The organism is Thalassobacter sp., assembly GCF_982993085.1.
Map to the genome: position 1 here is coordinate 1 of NZ_CEZFMW010000063.1, position 19668 is coordinate 19668.

The 19668-nt window shown below is 58.7% G+C and carries 19 protein-coding genes; 14 read left to right on the plus strand and 5 right to left on the minus strand.

Annotated features, from left to right (window positions below; genetic code table 11):
* A partial coding sequence (locus AC4GMC_RS10930) for a Do family serine endopeptidase (RefSeq protein WP_490391452.1) occupies positions 1 to 1466 on the plus strand: 1466 nt, incomplete at its 5' end.
* 78 nt (positions 1467 to 1544) lie between these two features.
* Here AC4GMC_RS10930 and AC4GMC_RS10935 read toward each other — a convergent pair.
* The gene (locus tag AC4GMC_RS10935) at positions 1545 to 2084 is read right to left on the minus strand and encodes a peptidoglycan-binding domain-containing protein (RefSeq protein WP_487878707.1); all 540 of its coding nucleotides are present in this window, start codon (positions 2082 to 2084) and stop codon (positions 1545 to 1547) included.
* A 34-nt stretch (positions 2085 to 2118) separates the two neighbouring features.
* Positions 2119 to 2508 (minus strand): OB-fold nucleic acid binding domain-containing protein, encoded by a 390-nt coding sequence (locus tag AC4GMC_RS10940; RefSeq protein ID WP_487878708.1) that lies wholly within the window; start codon positions 2506 to 2508, stop codon positions 2119 to 2121.
* Between the two features lie 103 nt (positions 2509 to 2611).
* Here AC4GMC_RS10940 and AC4GMC_RS10945 point away from each other — a divergent pair, with 103 nt between their 5' ends.
* Positions 2612 to 2935, plus strand: a complete 324-nt coding sequence (locus AC4GMC_RS10945) for a 2Fe-2S iron-sulfur cluster-binding protein (RefSeq protein WP_038004792.1) — start codon at positions 2612 to 2614, stop codon at positions 2933 to 2935.
* Positions 2936 to 2938: 3 nt separating this feature from the next.
* On the plus strand, positions 2939 to 3697 hold the full coding sequence (locus AC4GMC_RS10950; RefSeq protein ID WP_487878137.1) for an FG-GAP repeat domain-containing protein: 759 nt from the start codon (positions 2939 to 2941) through the stop codon (positions 3695 to 3697).
* Positions 3698 to 3736: 39 nt separating this feature from the next.
* Here the strand turns inward: AC4GMC_RS10950 and AC4GMC_RS10955 are convergent, their stop codons facing one another.
* Positions 3737 to 5113 carry a helix-turn-helix domain-containing protein gene (locus AC4GMC_RS10955; RefSeq protein WP_487878138.1) on the minus strand — a complete coding sequence of 459 codons (1377 nt, stop codon included), beginning with the start codon at positions 5111 to 5113 and terminating at the stop codon, positions 3737 to 3739.
* A gap of 56 nt (positions 5114 to 5169) precedes the next feature.
* Positions 5170 to 6396 carry a multidrug effflux MFS transporter gene (locus AC4GMC_RS10960; protein WP_487878139.1) on the minus strand — a complete coding sequence of 409 codons (1227 nt, stop codon included), beginning with the start codon at positions 6394 to 6396 and terminating at the stop codon, positions 5170 to 5172.
* A 230-nt stretch (positions 6397 to 6626) separates the two neighbouring features.
* On the opposite strand from AC4GMC_RS10960, the gene AC4GMC_RS10965 reads away from it, so the two are divergent.
* The 7 genes from AC4GMC_RS10965 (at position 6627) to AC4GMC_RS10995 (ending at position 12291) form a co-directional block, all read left to right on the plus strand.
* Positions 6627 to 8159, plus strand: coding sequence for an acyl-CoA carboxylase subunit beta (locus AC4GMC_RS10965; protein ID WP_038004798.1), 1533 nt, complete (start codon positions 6627 to 6629; stop codon positions 8157 to 8159).
* A gap of 22 nt (positions 8160 to 8181) precedes the next feature.
* The gene (locus AC4GMC_RS10970) at positions 8182 to 8496 is read left to right on the plus strand and encodes a hypothetical protein (protein ID WP_487878838.1); all 315 of its coding nucleotides are present in this window, start codon (positions 8182 to 8184) and stop codon (positions 8494 to 8496) included.
* Positions 8489 to 8863, plus strand: coding sequence for a DUF6497 family protein (locus tag AC4GMC_RS10975; protein WP_487878839.1), 375 nt, complete (start codon positions 8489 to 8491; stop codon positions 8861 to 8863). Before AC4GMC_RS10970 ends, AC4GMC_RS10975 begins: the two co-directional genes overlap by 8 nt.
* Before the next feature lie 205 nt (positions 8864 to 9068).
* Positions 9069 to 9206 (plus strand): hypothetical protein, encoded by a 138-nt coding sequence (locus AC4GMC_RS10980; protein WP_487878840.1) that lies wholly within the window; start codon positions 9069 to 9071, stop codon positions 9204 to 9206.
* Positions 9207 to 9281: 75 nt separating this feature from the next.
* The gene (locus tag AC4GMC_RS10985) at positions 9282 to 9665 is read left to right on the plus strand and encodes a hypothetical protein (protein WP_487878841.1); all 384 of its coding nucleotides are present in this window, start codon (positions 9282 to 9284) and stop codon (positions 9663 to 9665) included.
* A gap of 268 nt (positions 9666 to 9933) precedes the next feature.
* The gene (locus tag AC4GMC_RS10990; RefSeq protein ID WP_038004804.1) at positions 9934 to 10143 is read left to right on the plus strand and encodes a YMGG-like glycine zipper-containing protein; all 210 of its coding nucleotides are present in this window, start codon (positions 9934 to 9936) and stop codon (positions 10141 to 10143) included.
* A 147-nt stretch (positions 10144 to 10290) separates the two neighbouring features.
* Positions 10291 to 12291, plus strand: a complete 2001-nt coding sequence (locus AC4GMC_RS10995; RefSeq protein ID WP_487878103.1) for an acetyl-CoA carboxylase biotin carboxylase subunit — start codon at positions 10291 to 10293, stop codon at positions 12289 to 12291.
* Positions 12292 to 12389: 98 nt separating this feature from the next.
* Here AC4GMC_RS10995 and AC4GMC_RS11000 read toward each other — a convergent pair whose 3' ends face one another.
* Positions 12390 to 12860, minus strand: a complete 471-nt coding sequence (locus AC4GMC_RS11000; RefSeq protein WP_487878104.1) for a DUF4174 domain-containing protein — start codon at positions 12858 to 12860, stop codon at positions 12390 to 12392.
* A gap of 403 nt (positions 12861 to 13263) precedes the next feature.
* Between AC4GMC_RS11000 and scpA the strand changes: the two genes are divergently transcribed.
* The 4 genes from scpA (at position 13264) to AC4GMC_RS11020 (ending at position 19546) form a co-directional block, all read left to right on the plus strand.
* Complete coding sequence (scpA, locus tag AC4GMC_RS11005; RefSeq protein WP_487878105.1) at positions 13264 to 15408, plus strand: methylmalonyl-CoA mutase; 2145 nt, start codon at positions 13264 to 13266, stop codon at positions 15406 to 15408.
* Between the two features lie 105 nt (positions 15409 to 15513).
* Positions 15514 to 16611, plus strand: coding sequence for an AI-2E family transporter (locus tag AC4GMC_RS11010; protein WP_487878842.1), 1098 nt, complete (start codon positions 15514 to 15516; stop codon positions 16609 to 16611).
* Positions 16608 to 17288, plus strand: a complete 681-nt coding sequence (locus AC4GMC_RS11015; protein ID WP_487876199.1) for a P-loop NTPase family protein — start codon at positions 16608 to 16610, stop codon at positions 17286 to 17288. The genes AC4GMC_RS11010 and AC4GMC_RS11015 overlap by 4 nt, the downstream gene beginning before the upstream one ends.
* 50 nt (positions 17289 to 17338) lie before the next feature.
* Positions 17339 to 19546, plus strand: a complete 2208-nt coding sequence (locus tag AC4GMC_RS11020; RefSeq protein WP_487876200.1) for an RNA degradosome polyphosphate kinase — start codon at positions 17339 to 17341, stop codon at positions 19544 to 19546.
* Positions 19547 to 19668 lie beyond the last annotated feature (122 nt).

The following is a 19668-nucleotide window of genomic DNA, read 5'->3' on the forward strand; positions in this document are numbered from 1 at the left end:
TGACACTTAAAACTACCGCACTCGCCCAGCCCGCTCAGACCCAGCCGACATGGCTTCGGGGGTTGTGGCTTTTGGTATTGGGCGTGGCGCTGACGCTGGCGCAGGCGATGGCTGCGCAGGCCCGTGGCGCCCCTGACAGTTTTGCCGACCTCGTGGAGCAAGTTTCTGGCGCGGTGGTGAACATCACCACATCCACGACCGTGGAACGGGGAACCGGGCCACAAGTGCCCCGCGGCTCGCCGCTGGAAGATTTCTTTGAGGAATTTCGCAACCGCCCGGGTCAGCAGAACCGCCCGCAACGCCGGTCTTCGGCGCTTGGCTCTGGGTTCGTGATCTCGGAGGACGGGTATATCGTGACGAACAACCACGTCATCGAGGGCGCGGATGAGATCTTGATCGAGTTTTTTTCTGGTGCGGAACTGCCGGCCGAAGTGATCGGGACCGACCCCAATACAGATATCGCGGTTCTTAAGGTTCAAAGCGACATTCCCCTGCCGTTTGTGCCCTTTGGGGACAGCGATGCGATGCGTGTGGGTGACTGGGTGATGGCCATGGGCAACCCGCTAGGCCAAGGCTTCTCGGTCAGCGCGGGCATCGTTTCGGCGCGCGAACGCGCGTTGTCCGGCACTTATGACGACTACATCCAGACCGACGCCGCGATCAACCGCGGCAATTCCGGCGGGCCGTTGTTCAACATGGATGGCGAAGTGATTGGCGTGAATACGGCAATCCTGTCGCCCAACGGTGGTTCTATCGGGATCGGCTTTGCGATGTCGGCAACGGTCGTGACCCGCGTGGTCGACCAGTTGCAGGAATTCGGCGAAACCCGTCGCGGCTGGTTGGGCGTGCGTATCCAAGACGTTGATGCGGAATTGGCCGAAGCCCTTGAACTGGATGCCGTTCAGGGTGCGTTGATTACCGATGTGCCCCCCGGCCCGGCTCTTGAGGCAGGCTTGCAGGCGCGTGATGTGATTTTGTCCTACGAAGGTGAGACCGTTGAGGACACACGTGGTCTGGTAACAATGGTTGGCAACTCGGACGTCGGCGCAGTTGTTCGCGTTGTTGTGTTCCGCGATGGTGGGACGCAAACGATCCTTGTAACGCTGGGCCGCCGTGAGGAAGCCGAGCGCGCAGTGCCAGCTTCGGCTCCGGTTGAGGAAGTCCCAACCGAGCAGGAGTTGATGGGTCTGACGGTCGGTGTGGTCGATGACCAGTTGCGTGCTGAGTTGGGCCTGCCGGATACGGCATCGGGCCTCGTGGTTAAGGAAGTGGATGAGGCCAGCGAAGCCTTTGCCAAAGGCCTGCGCGTTGGTGACCTAATCACTGAGGCCGGTCAGACGGAAGTCAGCAGTTTGGTTGAGCTGGAGGAAAAGATCGCAGCGGCTAAGGCGGCGGGGCAAAAAAGCCTCTTGCTGTTGATTCGCCGTGGAGGTGACCCTCGGTTCGTGGCGCTGTCTCTGGGCTAAGCTGCCGCGATCGCGCCACTACATAAAGACAAAAGCCCCGGCCACCATCGTGTGAGCTGGGGATTTTTTATATGTGCATCAGTTGGCTGCGGCGCGGGGTACCACTGCCAGACCCAGTGTGCGGGCTGCATCCAGGCTAAGCACACCACTATCGGGACCCCCCTGGGGATGTTGATAGGCGCGTACGGCAGCACGGGTGGTCGCGTCATAGGTGCCGGTGATGGGGCCGTCATAATACGCCCGTGCCGCCAAAGCGCGTTGGAGCGTGGCAATGAACGTCGGGTCTTGGTGCAATGCGCAGGGGATTTCGAACCAACGGTTGCCGTCATCGACAATACGCTGCCGGGTTCGGGTTCGATAGATCGGCGGCTGTGTGATCGTACCTACGCTTGAGATGTGGGCAGGTTGAACCAAAAGCCGCTCTGTGATGGTTTCAATGACAGCGGGTTGTGTCGTTTTGGACCAGCATGCGTCCGGATTAGCCTGTGTGCGTAGGTTTTCAGGGGCCTGTGTGGCGGGGATAAAGACGGGTTCTGTCACGTCCAATGCGCCACCGGATGGCGCGCACGCGGGTGCGAGGCAGAGCGCAATAAGTGTGATGGAAATTCGATGTGACACTGCTGATATCCGGTCTAAAGCCGTTTGGCCAAGACTAACGCGGTTTGAGGCTATGTGAAAGTGACGGTGAAGGCTGTGCGCTTATCTGCTCGTGAACCTGCGGCAGGTCGGGAGATAAAAGCACGTCCAGCATGGGGGAAATATCCTCAACTGTTTCGGCCACCAGATGGGTCACTGGGCCTTGTCGTTGAACCCGGCCTGTTACGCGAAGCAAGCGGCCAGCGATGATTGCCCGGCGAAATCGTTCATAAACTGATTTCCATACAATTACGTTGCAGGTGCCTGTTTCATCCTCAAGCGTAAGAAAAATCACTCCCTTGGCCGTGCCGGGACGCTGACGCACGAGCACAAGGCCCGCGACCGTCAGGCGGGTCGTGTTGGGGGCTGCATTGAGTGCGGCGGTGGTGATGCAATCAGATGTCATGGGAACAAAAATAGAACAAATAGTGCGAAATGCAAATCCCGTTTGCCCCCGAGGTCCGCGCCAGCTACATCGCAAGAGGACACGACTGAAGGAGCATCGGCGCATGGCCAAAATCACCTACATCGAGCACGGCGGCAAAGAGCATGTCGTGGAAGTTGCCAACGGGCTGACCGTTATGGAAGGCGCCCGGGACAATGGCATTCCGGGCATCGAAGCCGATTGCGGCGGGGCCTGTGCCTGCTCAACCTGCCACGTTTATGTGCATGCGGACTGGGTTGAAAAACTGCCCGCCAAAGACCCGATGGAAGAGGACATGCTGGATTTTGCGTTCTCACCCGATGCGGCACGTTCGCGGCTGACGTGTCAGCTTAAGGTCAGCGATGCGTTGGACGGCCTTGTGGTGCAAATGCCTGAAAAGCAGATCTAGAAGATGGTGGCGCCGCGTCCACCCGCCCGCATGTGGCGCGGTCTGGTGCGCGGCGTTTTGCTGGCCGCAAGCCTGTGGCCCGGTTTGGCGAATGCGCTGGAAATCACTGCGGCGCACTATTCTGGCGCGACGCAGATATATGGACATCTTGTGCTGGGAAAGCCGCACAATTGGTCGACCCTTGATGTGACACTGTCGGATGGCCGTGTGGCGGGGGTTATCCTGTCTGAGCGGGTGTTTGAAGACATCGCCCCACGCTTGGTAGACATGGACGGCGATGATAACCCTGAAATCCTAACGGTTGAGGCGAAGCCCGGACTTGGCGCGCGTGTGGCTTTCTATGGTTTGGAGGCTGGTGGGCAGCTTGGACTGCGCGCGGCGACCCCCTATATCGGTACGAATAATCGTTGGCTTGCGCCTGTGGGCGTAGCTGATTTTGACGGCGATGGGGCGTTGGAATTTGCCTACGTCGACCGCCCTCATCTGGCAAAAACACTGCGGATTTGGCGCTGGAATTCTGTGCCGGGTGGCGATGTGCGATTGCAAGAGTTGGCTATGGTGGGTGGGCTAAGCAATCACCGTATTGGTGAGGATTGGATTTCTGGTGGCGTCCGCGATTGCGGCGATGGGCCCGAGATGGTGTTAGCGCGGGGCAATTGGGCCGGGATGGTCGCGGTGCGCTTTGGTGGCGGGTTTAAGCTGCGTGAGATAGGGGGTGATACCTCACGTCTTGCGTTTGATCGGGCGTTGCGCTGTGACTAGGCTGGTGCATGGATATTTATGAACCAAAGAAGATGTAGCCTAGGGCTGTACGTCGTAGGGCAGGATATCGCGGCGGTTTGGGTCAAGTTGGAGCCGGCTTTCCAGTGGTGGGACCGAACGCTGGTGGCAGCCTGCGCGGTTGCAGATTCGGCATGAAATTCCAATCGGCTCGAAGGGCGCGCTGAGGTCCATTCCGTCTGCATAGACGATAGATTTAGCATGAACGACTTCGCACCCGAGACCAATCGCGAGGCGCCGTGTGGGGGCTGAATAGCTGCCTCCGGGTTTGGAGACGTCGCGCGCGAGGCAGAAGTATTTCACCCCGTCTGGGGTTTGTGCCAATTGGCGCAGGAATTGTCCGGGTGTCTCAAACGCTCGGTGGACGTTCCATAGTGGGCAGGCCCCGCCGTACCGTGCGAATTGGAGCCGTGTTGCGGAGTGGCGTTTGGTGATCGTTCCGGCTTGATCAACGCGAACGAAGAAGAACGGCACGCCTTTGGCTCCGGGGCGTTGTAGGGTGGATAGTCGGTGGGCCACCTGTTCTAGCGATGCGTTGAAGCGGTGTGCGAGCAGCTCTAGATCATGGCGGACTTCTTCTGCGGCGGCTTTGAAGCGGGCGTAGGGCATAAGCGCTGCCCCGGCGAAGTAGTTTGCAAGCCCTACCTTTGCGATATCACGGGCCTGTCCGGTAAGGCGGGCGAGATCAAGGGTCGCCTCAAGGATCGGATCTTTTTCGATGAGGGCGAATTGGTGAAGCATCTGGAACAATTGTGTCGATTCCGGGCTTTGGGCTGAGACCGTCAGGACGTTGCCTGCAAATCGGCGAACAGGGCCATCTGCGACTTCGACGGTGACGCCGCGCGCACGAAGCGCGGCTGTAAGCGCCTTTTTCACATCGCCGCCTTCGCGTTCGACGAAATTCTCAGCGTTGCGGTCAACAGCGTCGATGTAATTGTCGCAGTAGTGGAAGAAATCGCGCACTTCCTCCCAAGGGCTTTGGCCGACGCCTTCGCCTGCGGAGCCAAGAGCCTCATCCATTGAGGCCAGGCGCTCGTTGCTTTGACGGTAGGCGCGGTGCAGTTCCAAGAATGCGCGGGCAAGTCCGGGCGCGTTCGATGCGGTCAGCCGTAGGTCCGCTAGGGGGGGCGGGTCAGAGAACACTGGATCGGCGAGCGCCTCGCGCATATCGGTGACAACCCGCTCTGCATCGCCTTCTGACAGTTCAGTGACGTCAAAGCCAAACTCACCCGCTAGGGCGAGTACGACCCGTGTGGAAACGGGACGGTTGTTATTTTCCATCTGGTTTAAGTAAGGGAGTGACACGCCGAGTTTACGCGCGAAATCAGTCTGGTTTAGCGACAAACGCCCCCGGACTTCGCGCAGCTTTGCACCGGCATATAATTTGCGCTGGCTCATGGCTGCTCTCCTTTGCAGATTTGCAGCCTAGTTTTACGCAGGTTTGCAAATGGGCGCTAGGGGGTGATGGTATCGCCCAACCTGCGGTCGCGACGGACAGTTGCCACTATGGTTGCGACGCCGCATATGGCTGAGGCCAGCATGATCAGGATGAGGGGCATGGCGCTATTGCCGGTGCCAAGCGCCGCCCCTGCCAGTGCAGATAATGCAGCCCCTCCGCCAATCATCATCGCGCCGCCTAGCCCGCTGGCGGTGCCCGCAAGGTGGGGGCGGACCGAAAGCATCCCAGCTGTTGCGTTTGGTAAAACCAGACCGTTGCCGACGCCGACAAAGGTCATCAGGCCTAAAAAGACAAATCGGTTTTCGATACCAACGGCAAAGAGCAGCGCCATCAGTCCGATGCCCGTGCATGAAAACAAGGATCCGCGCAGAACCATCGTGTTGATGCCGAGGCGTTGGCTGTACCGGCCCGACAGGAAGTTGCCGCAGAAATAACCGATCGCGGGGGCGCCCAGAAACGCACCCACTGTCGCCGGATCCATCTTGAACAGTGTGACCCCGACGTAGGGTGCGCCGCCCAAATACGCAAAGAACGCGCCAGACGTGAAAGCCGCGCCCATGGCATAGCCCCAGAACCGAGGGGAGGTGAGCAGTTCCGGGTAGTCGCGGATTTGGGCCATCATGCTGGTCGAGGTGGCCTTGGCGGTCTCTCCGAGGTCAAACCAGCTGAGTGCCCAAAGACCCAAGCCCGCAATTAGAAGGAGCCAAAAGCTGGCCTGCCAGCCAAACGCCGCATCTAGCCCGCCGCCAATGGCTGGGCCGATCATCGGGGCCACGGACATGCCCATTGTGACATAGCCGATCATTGAGGCGGCTTCGTTCGTGGGCACCATATCGCGGACAACAGCCCGGCTGAGGACCATTGATGTTACGATCACAGCCTGCGCCATGCGAAAGAATAAGAACGTCTCAACGCTTTGGGCGATAAGGCAGCCGAGTGTTGCCACGCAAAACAACCCGCACCCCCACAAGATCACGGGGCGGCGGCCGTAGCGGTCTGATAGGGGGCCGACGATGACCTGAAGCACAGCATTCATGGCCAAATAGACTGCGACCGATAGCTGCATCAGACGGTAGTCGGTCTCAAAATAAGCGGTCATATTCGGCAGCGAAGGCAGAAAAATGCTCATGGTGAGGGCCGCGATGCCGGCAAGCATCACGAGCGTAAGGACGGTGGGCGGGGTGGATCGGTCGAGAAAACGGACCGTTGGGCGGGTCGACATCCTTTGTTTCGTAGGGGTTTAAGGTTAACAAGTCTATGCGCGAGGCTGTGTGGTGGCGCACAATGCGCAGGTCCGGTGCACACAGAGTCGTTTGAGTGCGCAATGAAATTCGCAAATTTGCAATTCGCCAAAATATGCATATGCAGAATTTGCAAATTTTCTAACTGAGCCTTCCCAGATCGCGCGCCACTGCCTAGAAGGTTTTAACACCAAACAGGGAGTCCCCGGACATGAAGGATATTCTGAGCGAGTTGGACGAACGCCGTGCCGCGGCGCGTGCCGGGGGCGGAGAGCGCCGCGTCGCATCACAACATGCCAAGGGCAAGCTGACTGCGCGCGAGCGTATCGACCTTCTGCTCGATGAGGATAGCTTTGAGGAATATGATATGTTCGTGCGCCATCGCTGCACGGATTTCGGGATGGAGGCGGAGCGGCCTGCGGGGGACGGTGTTGTCACTGGTTGGGGCACAGTTAATGGACGTCAGGTCTATGTGTTTTCCCAAGACTTCACCGTGATGGGTGGCTCCGTCTCCGAGACGCACGGTGCCAAGATTTGCAAGATCATGGATATGGCGATGCAAAACGGCGCACCTGTGATCGGGATCAACGATTCCGGCGGCGCGCGTATCCAAGAAGGCGTTTCATCGCTGGCAGCTTATGGTGAGGTGTTCCAGCGCAACATCGACGCCTCTGGCGTGGTGCCGCAGATCTCGATGATCATGGGGCCATGTGCGGGGGGCGCGGTTTATTCGCCCGCCATGACCGACTTTATCTTTATGGTCAAAGATAGCTCCTACATGTTTGTCACCGGTCCCGACGTGGTAAAAACTGTGACCAACGAACAGGTCACCGCAGAAGAGCTGGGCGGCGCAACCACGCACACCAAGAAATCCTCGGTGGCGGATGCGGCGTTTGAAAATGACGTTGAAGCCTTGGCCGAAGTGCGCCGGTTGATCGACTTCCTGCCGCTCAACAACCGCGAAAAGCCGCCGGTCCGGCCGTTCTTTGATAGCCCCGACCGGGTTGAGCCGTCGCTGGATACATTGGTGCCTGAAAACCCTAACGCGCCTTACGATATGCGCGAATTGATCCTCAAAACTGCTGATGAGGGCGATTTTTACGAAATCCAAAAGGATTTTGCGGGTAACATCATCACAGGGTTTATCCGGTTGGAGGGACGCACCGTTGGTGTGGTTGCCAACCAGCCGATGGTGCTGGCCGGGTGCCTCGATATTGACAGCTCTCGCAAGGCAGCGCGGTTTGTGCGGTTCTGCGATGCGTTCGAAATTCCACTTCTGACGTTCGTGGATGTGCCTGGCTTCCTGCCCGGCACGACCCAGGAATATAACGGCGTCATCAAGCACGGCGCAAAGCTGCTGTACGCCTATGGCGAAGCTACGGTGCCAAAGGTCACAGTCATTACACGCAAAGCCTATGGTGGTGCGTATGTGGTGATGTCGTCCAAGCACCTGATGGGGGATGTGAACTACGCATGGCCCACATCCGAGATTGCTGTGATGGGCGCCAAGGGGGCGACTGAGATCCTCTACCGTTCTGAGTTGAATGATCCCGAAAAGATTGCGGCGCGGGCTGCGGACTACGAGGACCGCTTTGCCAATCCGTTTGTTGCGGCCGAAAAAGGCTTTGTGGATGAGGTCATCATGCCCCAATCCACGCGTAAGCGGGTGGCGCGGGCGTTTGCGGCGTTGCGGAACAAATCCACGAACAAGCCGTGGAAAAAGCACGATAACATCCCGCTCTGATCTGATGGCGAAGGGCTGGCATATGTCGGTGGACGGCGCGCGGTTAACGCTTGCGCGTCGGACCCCTGTGCGCTGGGACGTGGCGGTGCAGACGGTGTTGACCGGCTGTGCTGATCGCAACCGTGCGGCTATTGCCCATCAGGTTCGCCAAGATTTATGGCGGGCGCTGGCGCGCGTGCGTGGGTTTTCACCGATTGTTGAGGTGACGCGCAGCGGCTCGGACATGCAGGTGCGGGCGGGCGGACGGTTGGATGTGTCTGCGCCTGACCTAACGGCGCGCATTGCGGGGGTGTTGAACCAACCTGCGGCGCGGGCCCGGTGGTGCGCGCGTGCGTAGTTGGGTCCTCGCCTTTGTGCTTAGCGTGGCTGCGGGGCAGGCGGGGGCGGTGCCCTCGGGCCAGCCGCTCGCGCTGTGGCAGATCGCGTGGGAACGGATACAAGGCACCCAAGACCTGCAATTGGTCATTCGCGCGATCGCGCCCAAGGTTGGCGCACTGGGGTTTGAGGCCGCGCAAGCGGACATGGATTGGATATGCTCGACCCATGGTTTGACGCTAAGCGGATTACCCCATGGCGCCGCTGCCCAAGTCGTGGTCAACCTGATGGACACACCTATTGCGCGCGGTACGTCCAACCCGGACGTCGCGCAGTTTTTTAGCGTATATAAGCTGGCCGACGGGGCCTGCATTTTGGAGGACTTATGAAGCGGCTACACGACCTTAAGCTGCGACGTTTACCTGTGGAGAGGGCTGGTGCATGTGCGCAACAACCCGCGCATGTGAACGCACGCCCGTATGTTTTCCACACCGATTCCGATATGCTGCAACACGATTGCAGTGGTGCAATCGGCAGTTGTCGGAAAGGTCGCGTGCAAACGTCGGCCTCACGCGCCTTATTAAGGAGAGCAGAATGTCCAAAAGCCTCAAAGCGCTTATCGCCCTCGGTTTGGTCGCCATCGTTGCGGCCTGTAGCAGCGGCACCCAAGAAGAAATCGTCATCGTTGAGCCCACGCCTCTCGAAGCGGAACCTGTCTCCGGCAAGTTCTGAGCCGTTTGACTTGAGCACTCTCATGTGGCGGGCGATTGCCTCCGCCACATGGACCCCTTCGGTGGGGGGCATCACATGCTAAAGCACCGTGGCTTTCCGGGCCGTTTGCCGGGCACCGATTATCAGTTTGTAATCCGCCGCGCGAACCCGCGTGGGGTAACGCCCCTTGTGGCGCGCAGACGCTTTCCTGACCGTAAACCTGCCGACCGGCGCGCTGATGAAGGCTTTATGTCTGCATTGTGGTCCCACTTTGGGTCCGAGCCGTTTGAGCGGGGCAATCTGGACGCAGGCCGTTTGAACTGGCTGCTCGACCGAGAGGTTGTGGCCGTAGACGAGGATTTCGACCCTGTCAGCTACGACTCGCTTTTGCGGATCGATGAAGCCGTGGCGCGCGTGTCCTTTCCGCGCGTATTCGAAGCCGATAGCTTTGACGATTGGGATGAGGAAACCGAGGAATGACCTTGGGATTCGGCGCAAATTCGCTGATGGCGAAATCCAGTGAGCCAATTCGCGCCGATGGTAATTTAAATGAGCGTTGCCGCTGGCGTGTGCTGAGAACTCGTGCACATTCGAAAGCATGGCTCACTACCCCCAAGGATTTCATGAGCCATGGCGGGGCCCAATGTTCCTCTCGCCTGGTGCAGGCTCGCCGATTTCCTCCGAGCCTGTACTCGGCTGGAGCAACGGCGCAGGTGCCCGGGGCCCGGGACATACAGGAGACGTTAAAGTGGCAAAGACCATCAAGTTATCAGCAGTCGCAATCGTTTTATCCACGCTCATGGCGTGTAACACCGCAAGCCTGTCCGACATTGAACGTGCCGGTATCGGCGCGGCCGTCGGCTGCGCGGTGGGTGAGATCATCGAAGACGGCGAGTGCATCACGGGGGCCGCAATTGGCGGCGTCGGCGGCGCACTGTCAAACGACCTCGGCCTCTGACGCCGAGTGCACTGCACCCCTGACTAGGGGTTACCACGACTCACAAGCCTCAAGGCTGCTCGGGAGGGGATCTCGAGCGGTCTTTTGGCGTTTGAACGATATCCGGGGATCAGCCTCGGCAAAAGGTCAAGATAAGGGGACAGCGTAATGTTCGAGAAAATTCTGATTGCCAACCGGGGCGAGATTGCCTGCCGCGTGATTAAGACTGCCAAAGCCATGGGCATCAAGACGGTGGCGATTTATTCGGATGCGGACAAAAACGCGCTGCACGTAGAGATGGCTGACGAAGCCGTCCACATTGGCCCGCCCCCGGCGAACCAGTCCTATATCGTCATCGACAAGGTAATGGAGGCGATCAAGAAAACCGGCGCGCAAGCGGTGCATCCCGGTTACGGTTTCTTGTCAGAAAATTCAAAGTTCGCCGAAGCCCTTGAGGCGGCTGGCGTGGCTTTCATCGGGCCGCCCGTTGGTGCGATCGAGAAAATGGGGGATAAAATCACCTCCAAAAAGATCGCCCAAGAGGCCAACGTCAGCACGGTTCCCGGCTATATGGGTTTGATCGAAGACGCCGAAGAGGCCGTCAAAATCTCAAACCAGATCGGTTATCCGGTCATGATCAAGGCTTCGGCTGGCGGCGGTGGCAAGGGCATGCGGATTGCATGGAACGACACCGAGGCGCGCGAAGGTTTCCAATCCTCCAAGAACGAAGCGGCGAACAGCTTTGGCGATGATCGGATTTTCATCGAAAAGTTCGTCACGCAGCCCCGTCACATCGAAATCCAAGTGCTGTGCGACAGCCACGGCAACGGTGTGTATCTGCATGAGCGTGAGTGCTCGATCCAGCGTCGGAACCAAAAGGTGGTTGAGGAAGCTCCCTCGCCCTTCTTGGATGAGGCCACACGCAAAGCCATGGGCGAGCAGTCCTTGGCGTTGGCGCATGCGGTGGGCTACGCCTCGGCGGGCACGGTGGAATTCATCGTCGATGGCGACCGCAATTTCTACTTCCTTGAGATGAATACCCGCCTACAGGTAGAACACCCGGTGACCGAGCTGATCACTGGCGTTGATCTGGTTGAACAGATGATCCGCGTCGCTGATGGCGAGGTTCTGAGCATCAAACAAGAGGAACTGAAAATCAACGGCTGGGCGATTGAAAACCGTCTCTATGCCGAAGATCCCTACCGCAACTTCCTGCCCTCTATCGGGCGCCTGACCCGTTACCGCCCTCCAGTTGAGGGTGCGCTGGGCGAAGGCACCGTGCGCAACGACACCGGTGTGTTCGAGGGCGGTGAGATCAGCATGTATTATGATCCGATGATCGCCAAGCTGTGTACCTGGGGCCCAGACCGCGCCACCGCGATCGAGACGATGCGCACAGCCCTTGATAGCTTTGAGGTTGAGGGTATTGGTCACAACCTGCCATTCGTGGCTGCGGTGATGGACCATGACATCTTTATCAAAGGTGATATGACGACGGCCTTCATCGAAGAGCAATATCCTGACGGCTTTGAGGGCGTGACCTTGGATGAGACCGCCTTGTCGCGTGTGGCTGCTGCCTGCGCCGCAATGCACCGTGTCGCGGAAATTCGCCGCACCCGTGTGTCTGGCCGTATGGACAACCACGAGCGCAAAGTCGGCGACGACTGGGTCGTGACTGCCCAAGGTGCGCGCATGGACGTCACGGTGGATGCCGACAAAGACGGCGCGACCGTAGAGTTGAAGGACGGCGCGCGTCTACGTGTCGAAAGCGATTGGACCCCCGGTGACAGCCTCGCGCGCGTTATGATCGACGGGACACCCATGGTGCTGAAGGTCGACAAAATGGTCGGCGGGTTCCGCATCCGGTTCCGTGGCGCGGACATCAAGGTCCACGTGCGCACACCGCGTCAGGCCGAATTGGCGGATCTGATGCCCGAAAAACTGCCGCCCGACACCTCCAAGATGCTGCTGTGCCCAATGCCCGGTCTGATCGTAAAGGTCGACGTTGCCGAGGGTGAGGAAGTGCAAGAAGGTCAGGCGCTGTGCACCGTTGAAGCGATGAAGATGGAAAACATCCTACGCGCTGAAAAAAAGGGCATCGTCACCAAGATCAATGCTGGCCCCGGCGACAGTCTTGCCGTGGACGAAGTGATCATGGAGTTCGAATGAGCCATGATACGGCACACTGGCATCCAGCATCACCCACATCCCGCGCGCGCTTTGACGCCCCGCGGGGGCGTGGTTGGTGTGGATAGTGTGCCTGTTGATCAGCTACCTGCGCGCATTTCCTGTCTGCGCAGGGGCATTTTATCGATGGAGCGGCTCAGTTCGCGGACGTCCCACGGCAGAGGTTTGCGCAGTTTCACCTGCCCGTCCTTGCCGATCAGAACCATCATGAACCCACGGGGGCGTAGCTTGGTACGCAGCGCGCTTTCACCGCTTGGGTCAGTATCCACGATGATGACCACATCGCGGTCCGCAAGGTCTAGGGGCCGCTGCGACAGCAGCTCCATCTGTTGGGTGAATGCGGGGTCGCGCTCCGAGTTGGCAAAGACCACGATTGGCCGCGCAACCCACGCAAAGTCGTCCAAATCGACGTCATCGGCGGCAAAGATATGGGTTTTGTCAGCCTCCCACACGGCCAGAACGCCTTGCTCTGAGACGTCAGAGGCCATGGCGGTGGTGGCGAATACTCCAAGCAGGCCGAGGCCTAAGGCAAAATGCGTCAGTCGTGTCATGGTTCCTCCAGTTCCTTCACATATAGGGGGTGCGCGGCGCGGGGCGAAGGACTTTGCGCAATTTGTTGAAAAATCGCCCCTTAATCTGCTGAACAGGCCGGGGCGTGCACCGCAACAGGTGACCGTGGCCGGAACCTGTGCCACGCGTCTACAGCATAGAATCCGAACCGGTAGTTCGAACGCCGATGTAACCGGTCCCCAGGCTGGACAATGTGCGCATTTTACCCCTGAGCAGGGGCAAGTGATGCGCAAAACATGTGACAGCGACCTCATCCGGCTGCGCACTGGCGCGGATGGTTTCGCTACTTTTATTGACACCGAGGCGTCGCACTCAGTGACCCGTATAGCCGCACACCGGGACGCATGTTCCGAGACGCAGGCTTAGACAGAGAAGGACATCCCCATGACGGATCAGAACACGCCGGACCGCACAAAGCTTTGGACTGAGCTTGCGACAAAGGAATTGCGGGGCAAACCCCTTGAAGACCTGACGTGGAAAACGTTGGAAGGGATCGAGGTCAAGCCGCTGTATACCGAAGCTGACCTTGAGGGCCTGGACCATCTGGGTGGCATCCCCGGTGAGGGTCCGTTTACGCGCGGCGTAAAGGCCACGATGTACGCAGGCCGTCCGTGGACGATCCGCCAATACGCAGGGTTTTCGACAGCCGAGGAAAGCAACGCGTTCTATCGCAAGGCTTTGGCCGCGGGCCAACAGGGCGTGTCCGTTGCCTTTGATCTGGCGACGCACCGTGGTTATGACAGTGACCACCCTCGGGTTGAGGGCGACGTCGGCAAGGCAGGCGTAGCGATCGACAGCGTCGAGGATATGAAAATCCTGTTCGACGGTATCCCGCTCGATAAAATCTCAGTCTCCATGACAATGAACGGCGCGGTCATCCCGATCTTGGCGAACTTTATCGTCACGGGCGAAGAGCAGGGCCATGACCGCTCTGTGCTGTCCGGCACGATCCAAAACGACATTCTCAAGGAATTCATGGTCCGCAATACGTATGTCTATCCGCCCGAACCCTCGATGCGGATCATTGCGGATATCATCGAATACACCTCAAATGAGATGCCGAAATTCAACTCGATCTCGATCTCGGGTTACCACATGCAGGAGGCTGGTGCGAACCTTGTGCAAGAGCTGGCGTTCACGCTGGCTGATGGGCGCGAATACGTGCGCGCGGCAATTGCCCGTGGCATGGATGTGGACAAGTTCGCCGGTCGGCTCAGCTTTTTCTTCGCCATCGGGATGAACTTTTTCATGGAGGCCGCCAAGCTGCGCGCCGCCCGGTTGTTGTGGCACCGGATCATGCAAGAATTCGAGCCCAAGAATCCCAAGTCGTCCATGTTGCGTACTCATTGCCAGACCAGCGGTGTGTCGCTGCAAGAGCAGGATCCCTACAACAACGTGGTCCGCACCGCCTATGAGGCGATGGCCGCAGCCCTTGGGGGCACGCAATCGCTGCACACGAACGCGCTGGATGAGGCGATTGCCCTTCCAACTGAGTTTGCAGCCCGAATTGCGCGCAACACCCAGTTGATCTTGCAGGAAGAAACCGGCGTGACCAACGTGGTCGATCCGCTGGCAGGCTCTTATTACGTCGAAAGCCTGACGGCTGAGTTGGCGGATGAGGCTTGGAAGTTGATCCAAGAGGTCGAAGAGTTGGGCGGGATGACCGCCGCTGTGAACTCCGGCATGCCCAAGCTGCGTATCGAGGAAAGTGCCGCGCGACGTCAGGCTATGATTGACCGGGGCGAAGAGGTCATCGTTGGCGTCAACAAATACCGTTTGGACAAAGAAGATCCGATCGACATCATGGATATCGACAACGCCGCGGTGCGCGACAGCCAGATCGCGCGCCTAGAGCGTATCCGATCCGAGCGGGATGAGGCGGTTTGTGCCGCAGCCCTCGCAGAGGTGGAGCGGCGTGCAGCGGAAGGTGGCAACTTGCTAGAGGCCGCTGTTGATGCCGCCCGTGCTCGCGCAAGCGTTGGTGAAATTAGCATGGCAATGGAGGCTGTGTTTGGCCGCCACCGTGCTGAGGTCAGAACCCTCGCAGGTGTGTATGGTGCCGCCTATGAGGGCGACGCGGGGTTTGCAGCGATCCAAAAGTCGGTTGAGGATTTCGCCACGGATGAAGGCCGTCGGCCTCGGATGCTTGTCGTCAAAATGGGCCAAGATGGTCATGATCGCGGCGCCAAAGTGATCGCCACGGCCTTTGCTGACATTGGGTTTGATGTCGACGTTGGCCCCCTGTTCCAAACACCGGATGAAGCGGCGCAAGACGCCGTCGATAACGATGTGCACGTGATTGGCATCAGTTCGCAGGCCGCGGGGCACAAAACGCTTGCGCCCAAACTGGTCGCCGCGTTGGAGGCCGCAGATGCCAAGGACATCATCGTGATCTGTGGGGGTGTGATACCCCAACAAGATTATCAGTTCCTGTATGACGCGGGCGTAAAGGCAATCTTTGGCCCCGGCACAAATATCCCCGAGGCGGCCCAAGACATTCTGCGTTTGATCCGCGAGGCACGGAACTAAGCGCTGGGCGCGCAACGGCGTGCCAGTATTTTGAGCCATTAGGGGCGGGGCGGTTGTATTGATCGCCCCGTTTTGCCATTTGAAGAGTGAACACAGGAGAGCCGCGTGGCCTTACCCGCAAAACAACAGGTGACCTATTGGGGGCTCGTGAGCTTTGTCTTTCTGCTCGCGCTGTGGTTTCTGGGCGATATCATGTTGCCGTTCATTGTAGGTGGCGCGATTGCCTATGGGCTTGATCCTCTTGCAGACCGGCTAGAGGCGCGCGGTCTGAGCCGTGCTGTCGCGACGACGCTGATTTCGCTGTTTGCACTGTTTATGTTTTTGCTCGCGATTGGATTGGTTATCCCGCTGTTGGTGGAACAGACCCTCGCCTTGATCCGGTTTGCGCCAGAATTATTCACGGAATTACGCGATGGCCTAACGGCGCGGTTCCCGCAGTTGATCGACGTGGATAGTACAATTGGCCGGACGGTCAGCCGCGCTGTTGTCTCGATCGGTGAGGCGATCCAAGCACAGGGCGGCGCATTTGCACAGCAAATAGCATCCTCGGTGGTTGGGGTCATCAATGCGGTGGTGTTTATCGTCGTCGTACCGGTTGTGGCGTTCTACCTGTTGCTCGACTGGGACCGGATGGTTGCCCAAGTCGATGATCTGTTGCCACGAGATCATGCGCCAACGGTCCGGCGCCTCGCGTTAGAGGTGGACCGCACGTTGGCGTCATTCGTGCGCGGCCAGCTGACTGTTTGCGCGATTTTGGGCACCTTCTATGCCGCTGGCCTCATGATTGTGGGGCTGCAATTCGGCGTCGTGGTTGGGGCCGTCGCGGGCTTGATCTCATTCATTCCCTATGTTGGCGCACTGATCGGCGGGGTGTTGGCGTTTGGTTTGGCGTTGTTCCAGTTCTGGAATGACCCGATCTGGATCGCTGTCGTGGCGGCGATCTTTGCTGCCGGGCAGATGCTAGAGGGTAACTTCTTAACCCCCAAACTTGTCGGCGGATCGGTTGGGTTGCACCCTGTGTGGTTGCTGCTGGCGCTATCGGCGTTTGGGGCGGTGTTTGGTTTTGTCGGCATGCTCGTGGCGGTGCCGGTTGCTGCGATGATTGGGGTGCTCGCGCGCTTCTTGATCCAAGAGTATAAGGCCAGTCGCCTGTACCTTGGCCTCGAATCGAAACGTGACCCGGACAAAGACGCCGCCGAATGAACGACACACAGCTTCCCCTTCCACTGCCCATGCGCCCCGCGATGGGCCGGGACGATTTTTTCGTCGCCCCCAGCAACGCAATGGCGCTGGCTTTTGTAGATATTTGGCCCAATTGGCCGAACAATCGACTTGCCGTTGTCGGCCAAGAAAGCGCGGGCAAAAGCCATTTGGCTGCGGTGTGGGCGCGTGTTTCGGGCGCAAGGGTGATGCGGGCGTGTGATGTGCATGCGGCTGATGTGCCGGACTTGGCCAGCGGGCCCCTCGCGATTGAGGATATGCATGTGCCGATGGGCGCAGAAACGGAACGCGCGTTGTTTCATTTGCACAATCTGATCGCGGCAGAGGGTCATAGCCTGATGGTGACAGGGCGGGGTGCGCCGAGCAGTTGGCCCATCACGCTGCCCGATCTTGCCAGCCGGTTGCAGGCCATCACGATGGCCGAGGTGGCCGCGCCCGACGACCAGTTGCTGTCGGCATTGTTGATCAAACACTTTTCGGATCGCCAAGTCACGGTATCGCCAGCGGTGATCGCCTATGTCATCCCGCGGATCGAGCGTAGCTTTGCCGCCGTTGAGGCCATAGCCCAACAATTGGACGCCGCTGCACTTGCGGGGCAGAAGCCCATCACACGCTCGCTCGCCCGCACTTTGCTGGACACAGACAACGCAGAGGCGTAGTGTACCTAACTTGTCATAAAGCTGTCATTTAAGCCCCTTAGGGGAAGTGCATGTTAGATAATTCACTCATTCCGGCATCTGATTTTCTTAAATCACCGCTGCCCGCCCCCCGTGCGTTGGACGAAGACCGGACCATTGGTCCGCGTCGCTTTTTCAACCGTGAACTCAGCTGGCTGTCGTTCAACTGGCGCGTGTTAGAGGAGGCGGCAAACCCGCGTGTGCCCTTGTTGGAACGGTTGCGGTTTCTGTCGATTTCGGCGGCGAACTTGGACGAGTTTTATACGGTGCGTGTGGCAGGCCTGCGGGAGCTTGCGCGCGCAGGTACCACAACACCTGCTGCGGATGGCCGTTCTCCGGGAGAGCAGCTTCGGCTTATCAATGAAAACGCGCGCAATCTGTTGTCCGCGCAGCAATCGACGTGGATCGGGTTGCGGCGGTTGATGGAGGATGACGGCATTCGCCTGCTGGAACGGGATGCTCTGACGCCTGCTGATGAGCAGATGATGGATGATCATTTTCTGGCCCAAGTGTTTCCTGTGCTGTCGCCGCTCGCGATTGACCCCGCGCATCCCTTTCCGTTCATCCCGAACGAAGGCTTTTCTCTCGCTGTGATGTTGGAACGCCCCAGTGACAAGCGCCGCCTCCAGGCATTGTTGCCCGTGCCGCAACAGATCGACCGGTTTGTGCGATTGGCCGATGAAGATGGCGTTGCACGTTTCCTTCCGCTTGAAGAGTTGTTGTTGATGCAGATCGACGCTCTGTTTCCCGGCTATGAGCTCAAGGGGCATTGCGCGTTTCGGGTGCTGCGCGACAGTGATCTAGAGGTCGAGGATGAGGCCGAAGACCTTGTGCGGGAGTTTGAGACCGCCCTCAAACGTCGCCGTCGCGGCGAAGTGGTGCGCATGAAGATCACGGCCAACGCGCCAGAGGCATTGCGCAAGGTTATCGTGGGTGAGCTGGGCGTTCAGCCTGATGAAATCATCGACATCAAGGGTTTGATCGGCCTCGCGAGCCTCAAGCAATTGGTGCTGGATGAACGTCACGATTTGCTGTGGCCTCATTTTACCCCGCGCGTGCCCGAACGTGTGCAGGATCACGATGGTGATATGTTTGCGGCAATCCGGCAAAAGGACATGCTGCTGCACCACCCGTATGAGACCTTTGATATGGTTATTCGGTTCCTGCAACAGGCCGCGCGGGACCCGAATGTTGTAGCGATCAAGCAGACGCTCTACCGGACGTCGCGCAATTCGCCCATCGTTGAGGCGCTGTGCGAAGCTGCCGAAATGGGCAAGAACGTCACTGCCTTGGTGGAGCTGAAGGCACGCTTTGATGAGGCCGCGAATATCCGCCAATCGCGGCGGTTGGAACGATCCGGCGCGCATGTGGTCTATGGCTTTATCAATTACAAAACCCACGCCAAGATCAGCACCGTAGTCCGCCGCGAGGGCGATCAACTTGTGACTTATACGCACTTTGGGACGGGCAATTACCATCCGATCACTGCGCGCGTTTACACTGATCTGAGCCTGTTTACCTGCGACGCGGCCCTTGGACGCGATGCGACCAAGGTGTTCAATTATATCTCTGGTTACGCGCAGCCCGTTGGACTGGAAAATTTGTCCATCTCGCCGCTGGATATGAAATCGATCCTACTGGAGCGGATTGAGGGCGAGATCGCACACGCCAAGGCCGGACGGCCCGCAGTGATTTGGGCCAAGATGAACTCGCTGATTGATCCCGATATTATCGACGCCCTTTATGCGGCTTCCGGCGCGGGGGTGCGGATTGATTTGGTGGTACGAGGTATTTGTGGACTGCGTCCGGGTGTTGTGGGGCTAAGCGAGAATATCCGCGTGAAATCGGTAGTAGGTCGGTTTTTGGAACACTCTCGCATCGTGTGTTTTGGCAATGGTCAGGGCCTGCCGTCGAAAAAGGCGCGTGTCTATATTAGCTCTGCCGATTGGATGGGGCGCAATCTTAATCGCCGGGTCGAAACCTTGGTTGAAATCCGCAATGCGACCGTCAAGGCACAGATCGTGAGCCAGATTATGGCGGCCAATCTAGCTGACGTTGCGCAAAGCTGGGTGCTCGGTCCCGAAGGGGAGTTTGAGCGTGCAGATACTTCAAAGCTGGATAATCCCTTCAATTGCCATCGGTTTTTCATGGAAAACCCGTCGCTTTCTGGGCGTGGCTCTGCGGGGGCCAAGGACGTGCCGGAATTGGCGCACTCAGCCGACGATGACACTGCGCGTTGACCTGCGGGCCCTTCGCGGGCAAAGGTGACACCCAGACATCGGGATGTGTTTGAGCGACCAAGGAGATCCACATGGACGGAGCGGAACGCAGTGCGGAGCCGTGGGATCTGTTTGGAGCCCCG

Excerpts from the sequence above, each read along its gene's own strand:
- AC4GMC_RS10940 (WP_487878708.1), bottom strand. The coding sequence starts at position 2,508 with ATGACATCTGATTGCATCACCACCGCCGCACTCAATGCAGCCCCCAAC.
- AC4GMC_RS10945 (WP_038004792.1), top strand. The coding sequence starts at position 2,612 with ATGGCCAAAATCACCTACATCGAGCACGGCGGCAAAGAGCATGTCGTG.
- AC4GMC_RS10950 (WP_487878137.1), top strand. The coding sequence starts at position 2,939 with ATGGTGGCGCCGCGTCCACCCGCCCGCATGTGGCGCGGTCTGGTGCGC.
- AC4GMC_RS10955 (WP_487878138.1), bottom strand. The coding sequence starts at position 5,113 with ATGAGCCAGCGCAAATTATATGCCGGTGCAAAGCTGCGCGAAGTCCGG.
- AC4GMC_RS10960 (WP_487878139.1), bottom strand. The coding sequence starts at position 6,396 with ATGTCGACCCGCCCAACGGTCCGTTTTCTCGACCGATCCACCCCGCCC.
- AC4GMC_RS10965 (WP_038004798.1), top strand. The coding sequence starts at position 6,627 with ATGAAGGATATTCTGAGCGAGTTGGACGAACGCCGTGCCGCGGCGCGT.
- AC4GMC_RS10970 (WP_487878838.1), top strand. The coding sequence starts at position 8,182 with ATGTCGGTGGACGGCGCGCGGTTAACGCTTGCGCGTCGGACCCCTGTG.
- AC4GMC_RS10980 (WP_487878840.1), top strand. The coding sequence starts at position 9,069 with ATGTCCAAAAGCCTCAAAGCGCTTATCGCCCTCGGTTTGGTCGCCATC.
- AC4GMC_RS10985 (WP_487878841.1), top strand. The coding sequence starts at position 9,282 with ATGCTAAAGCACCGTGGCTTTCCGGGCCGTTTGCCGGGCACCGATTAT.
- AC4GMC_RS10995 (WP_487878103.1), top strand. The coding sequence starts at position 10,291 with ATGTTCGAGAAAATTCTGATTGCCAACCGGGGCGAGATTGCCTGCCGC.
- AC4GMC_RS11000 (WP_487878104.1), bottom strand. The coding sequence starts at position 12,860 with ATGACACGACTGACGCATTTTGCCTTAGGCCTCGGCCTGCTTGGAGTA.
- scpA (WP_487878105.1), top strand. The coding sequence starts at position 13,264 with ATGACGGATCAGAACACGCCGGACCGCACAAAGCTTTGGACTGAGCTT.
- AC4GMC_RS11015 (WP_487876199.1), top strand. The coding sequence starts at position 16,608 with ATGAACGACACACAGCTTCCCCTTCCACTGCCCATGCGCCCCGCGATG.
- AC4GMC_RS11020 (WP_487876200.1), top strand. The coding sequence starts at position 17,339 with ATGTTAGATAATTCACTCATTCCGGCATCTGATTTTCTTAAATCACCG.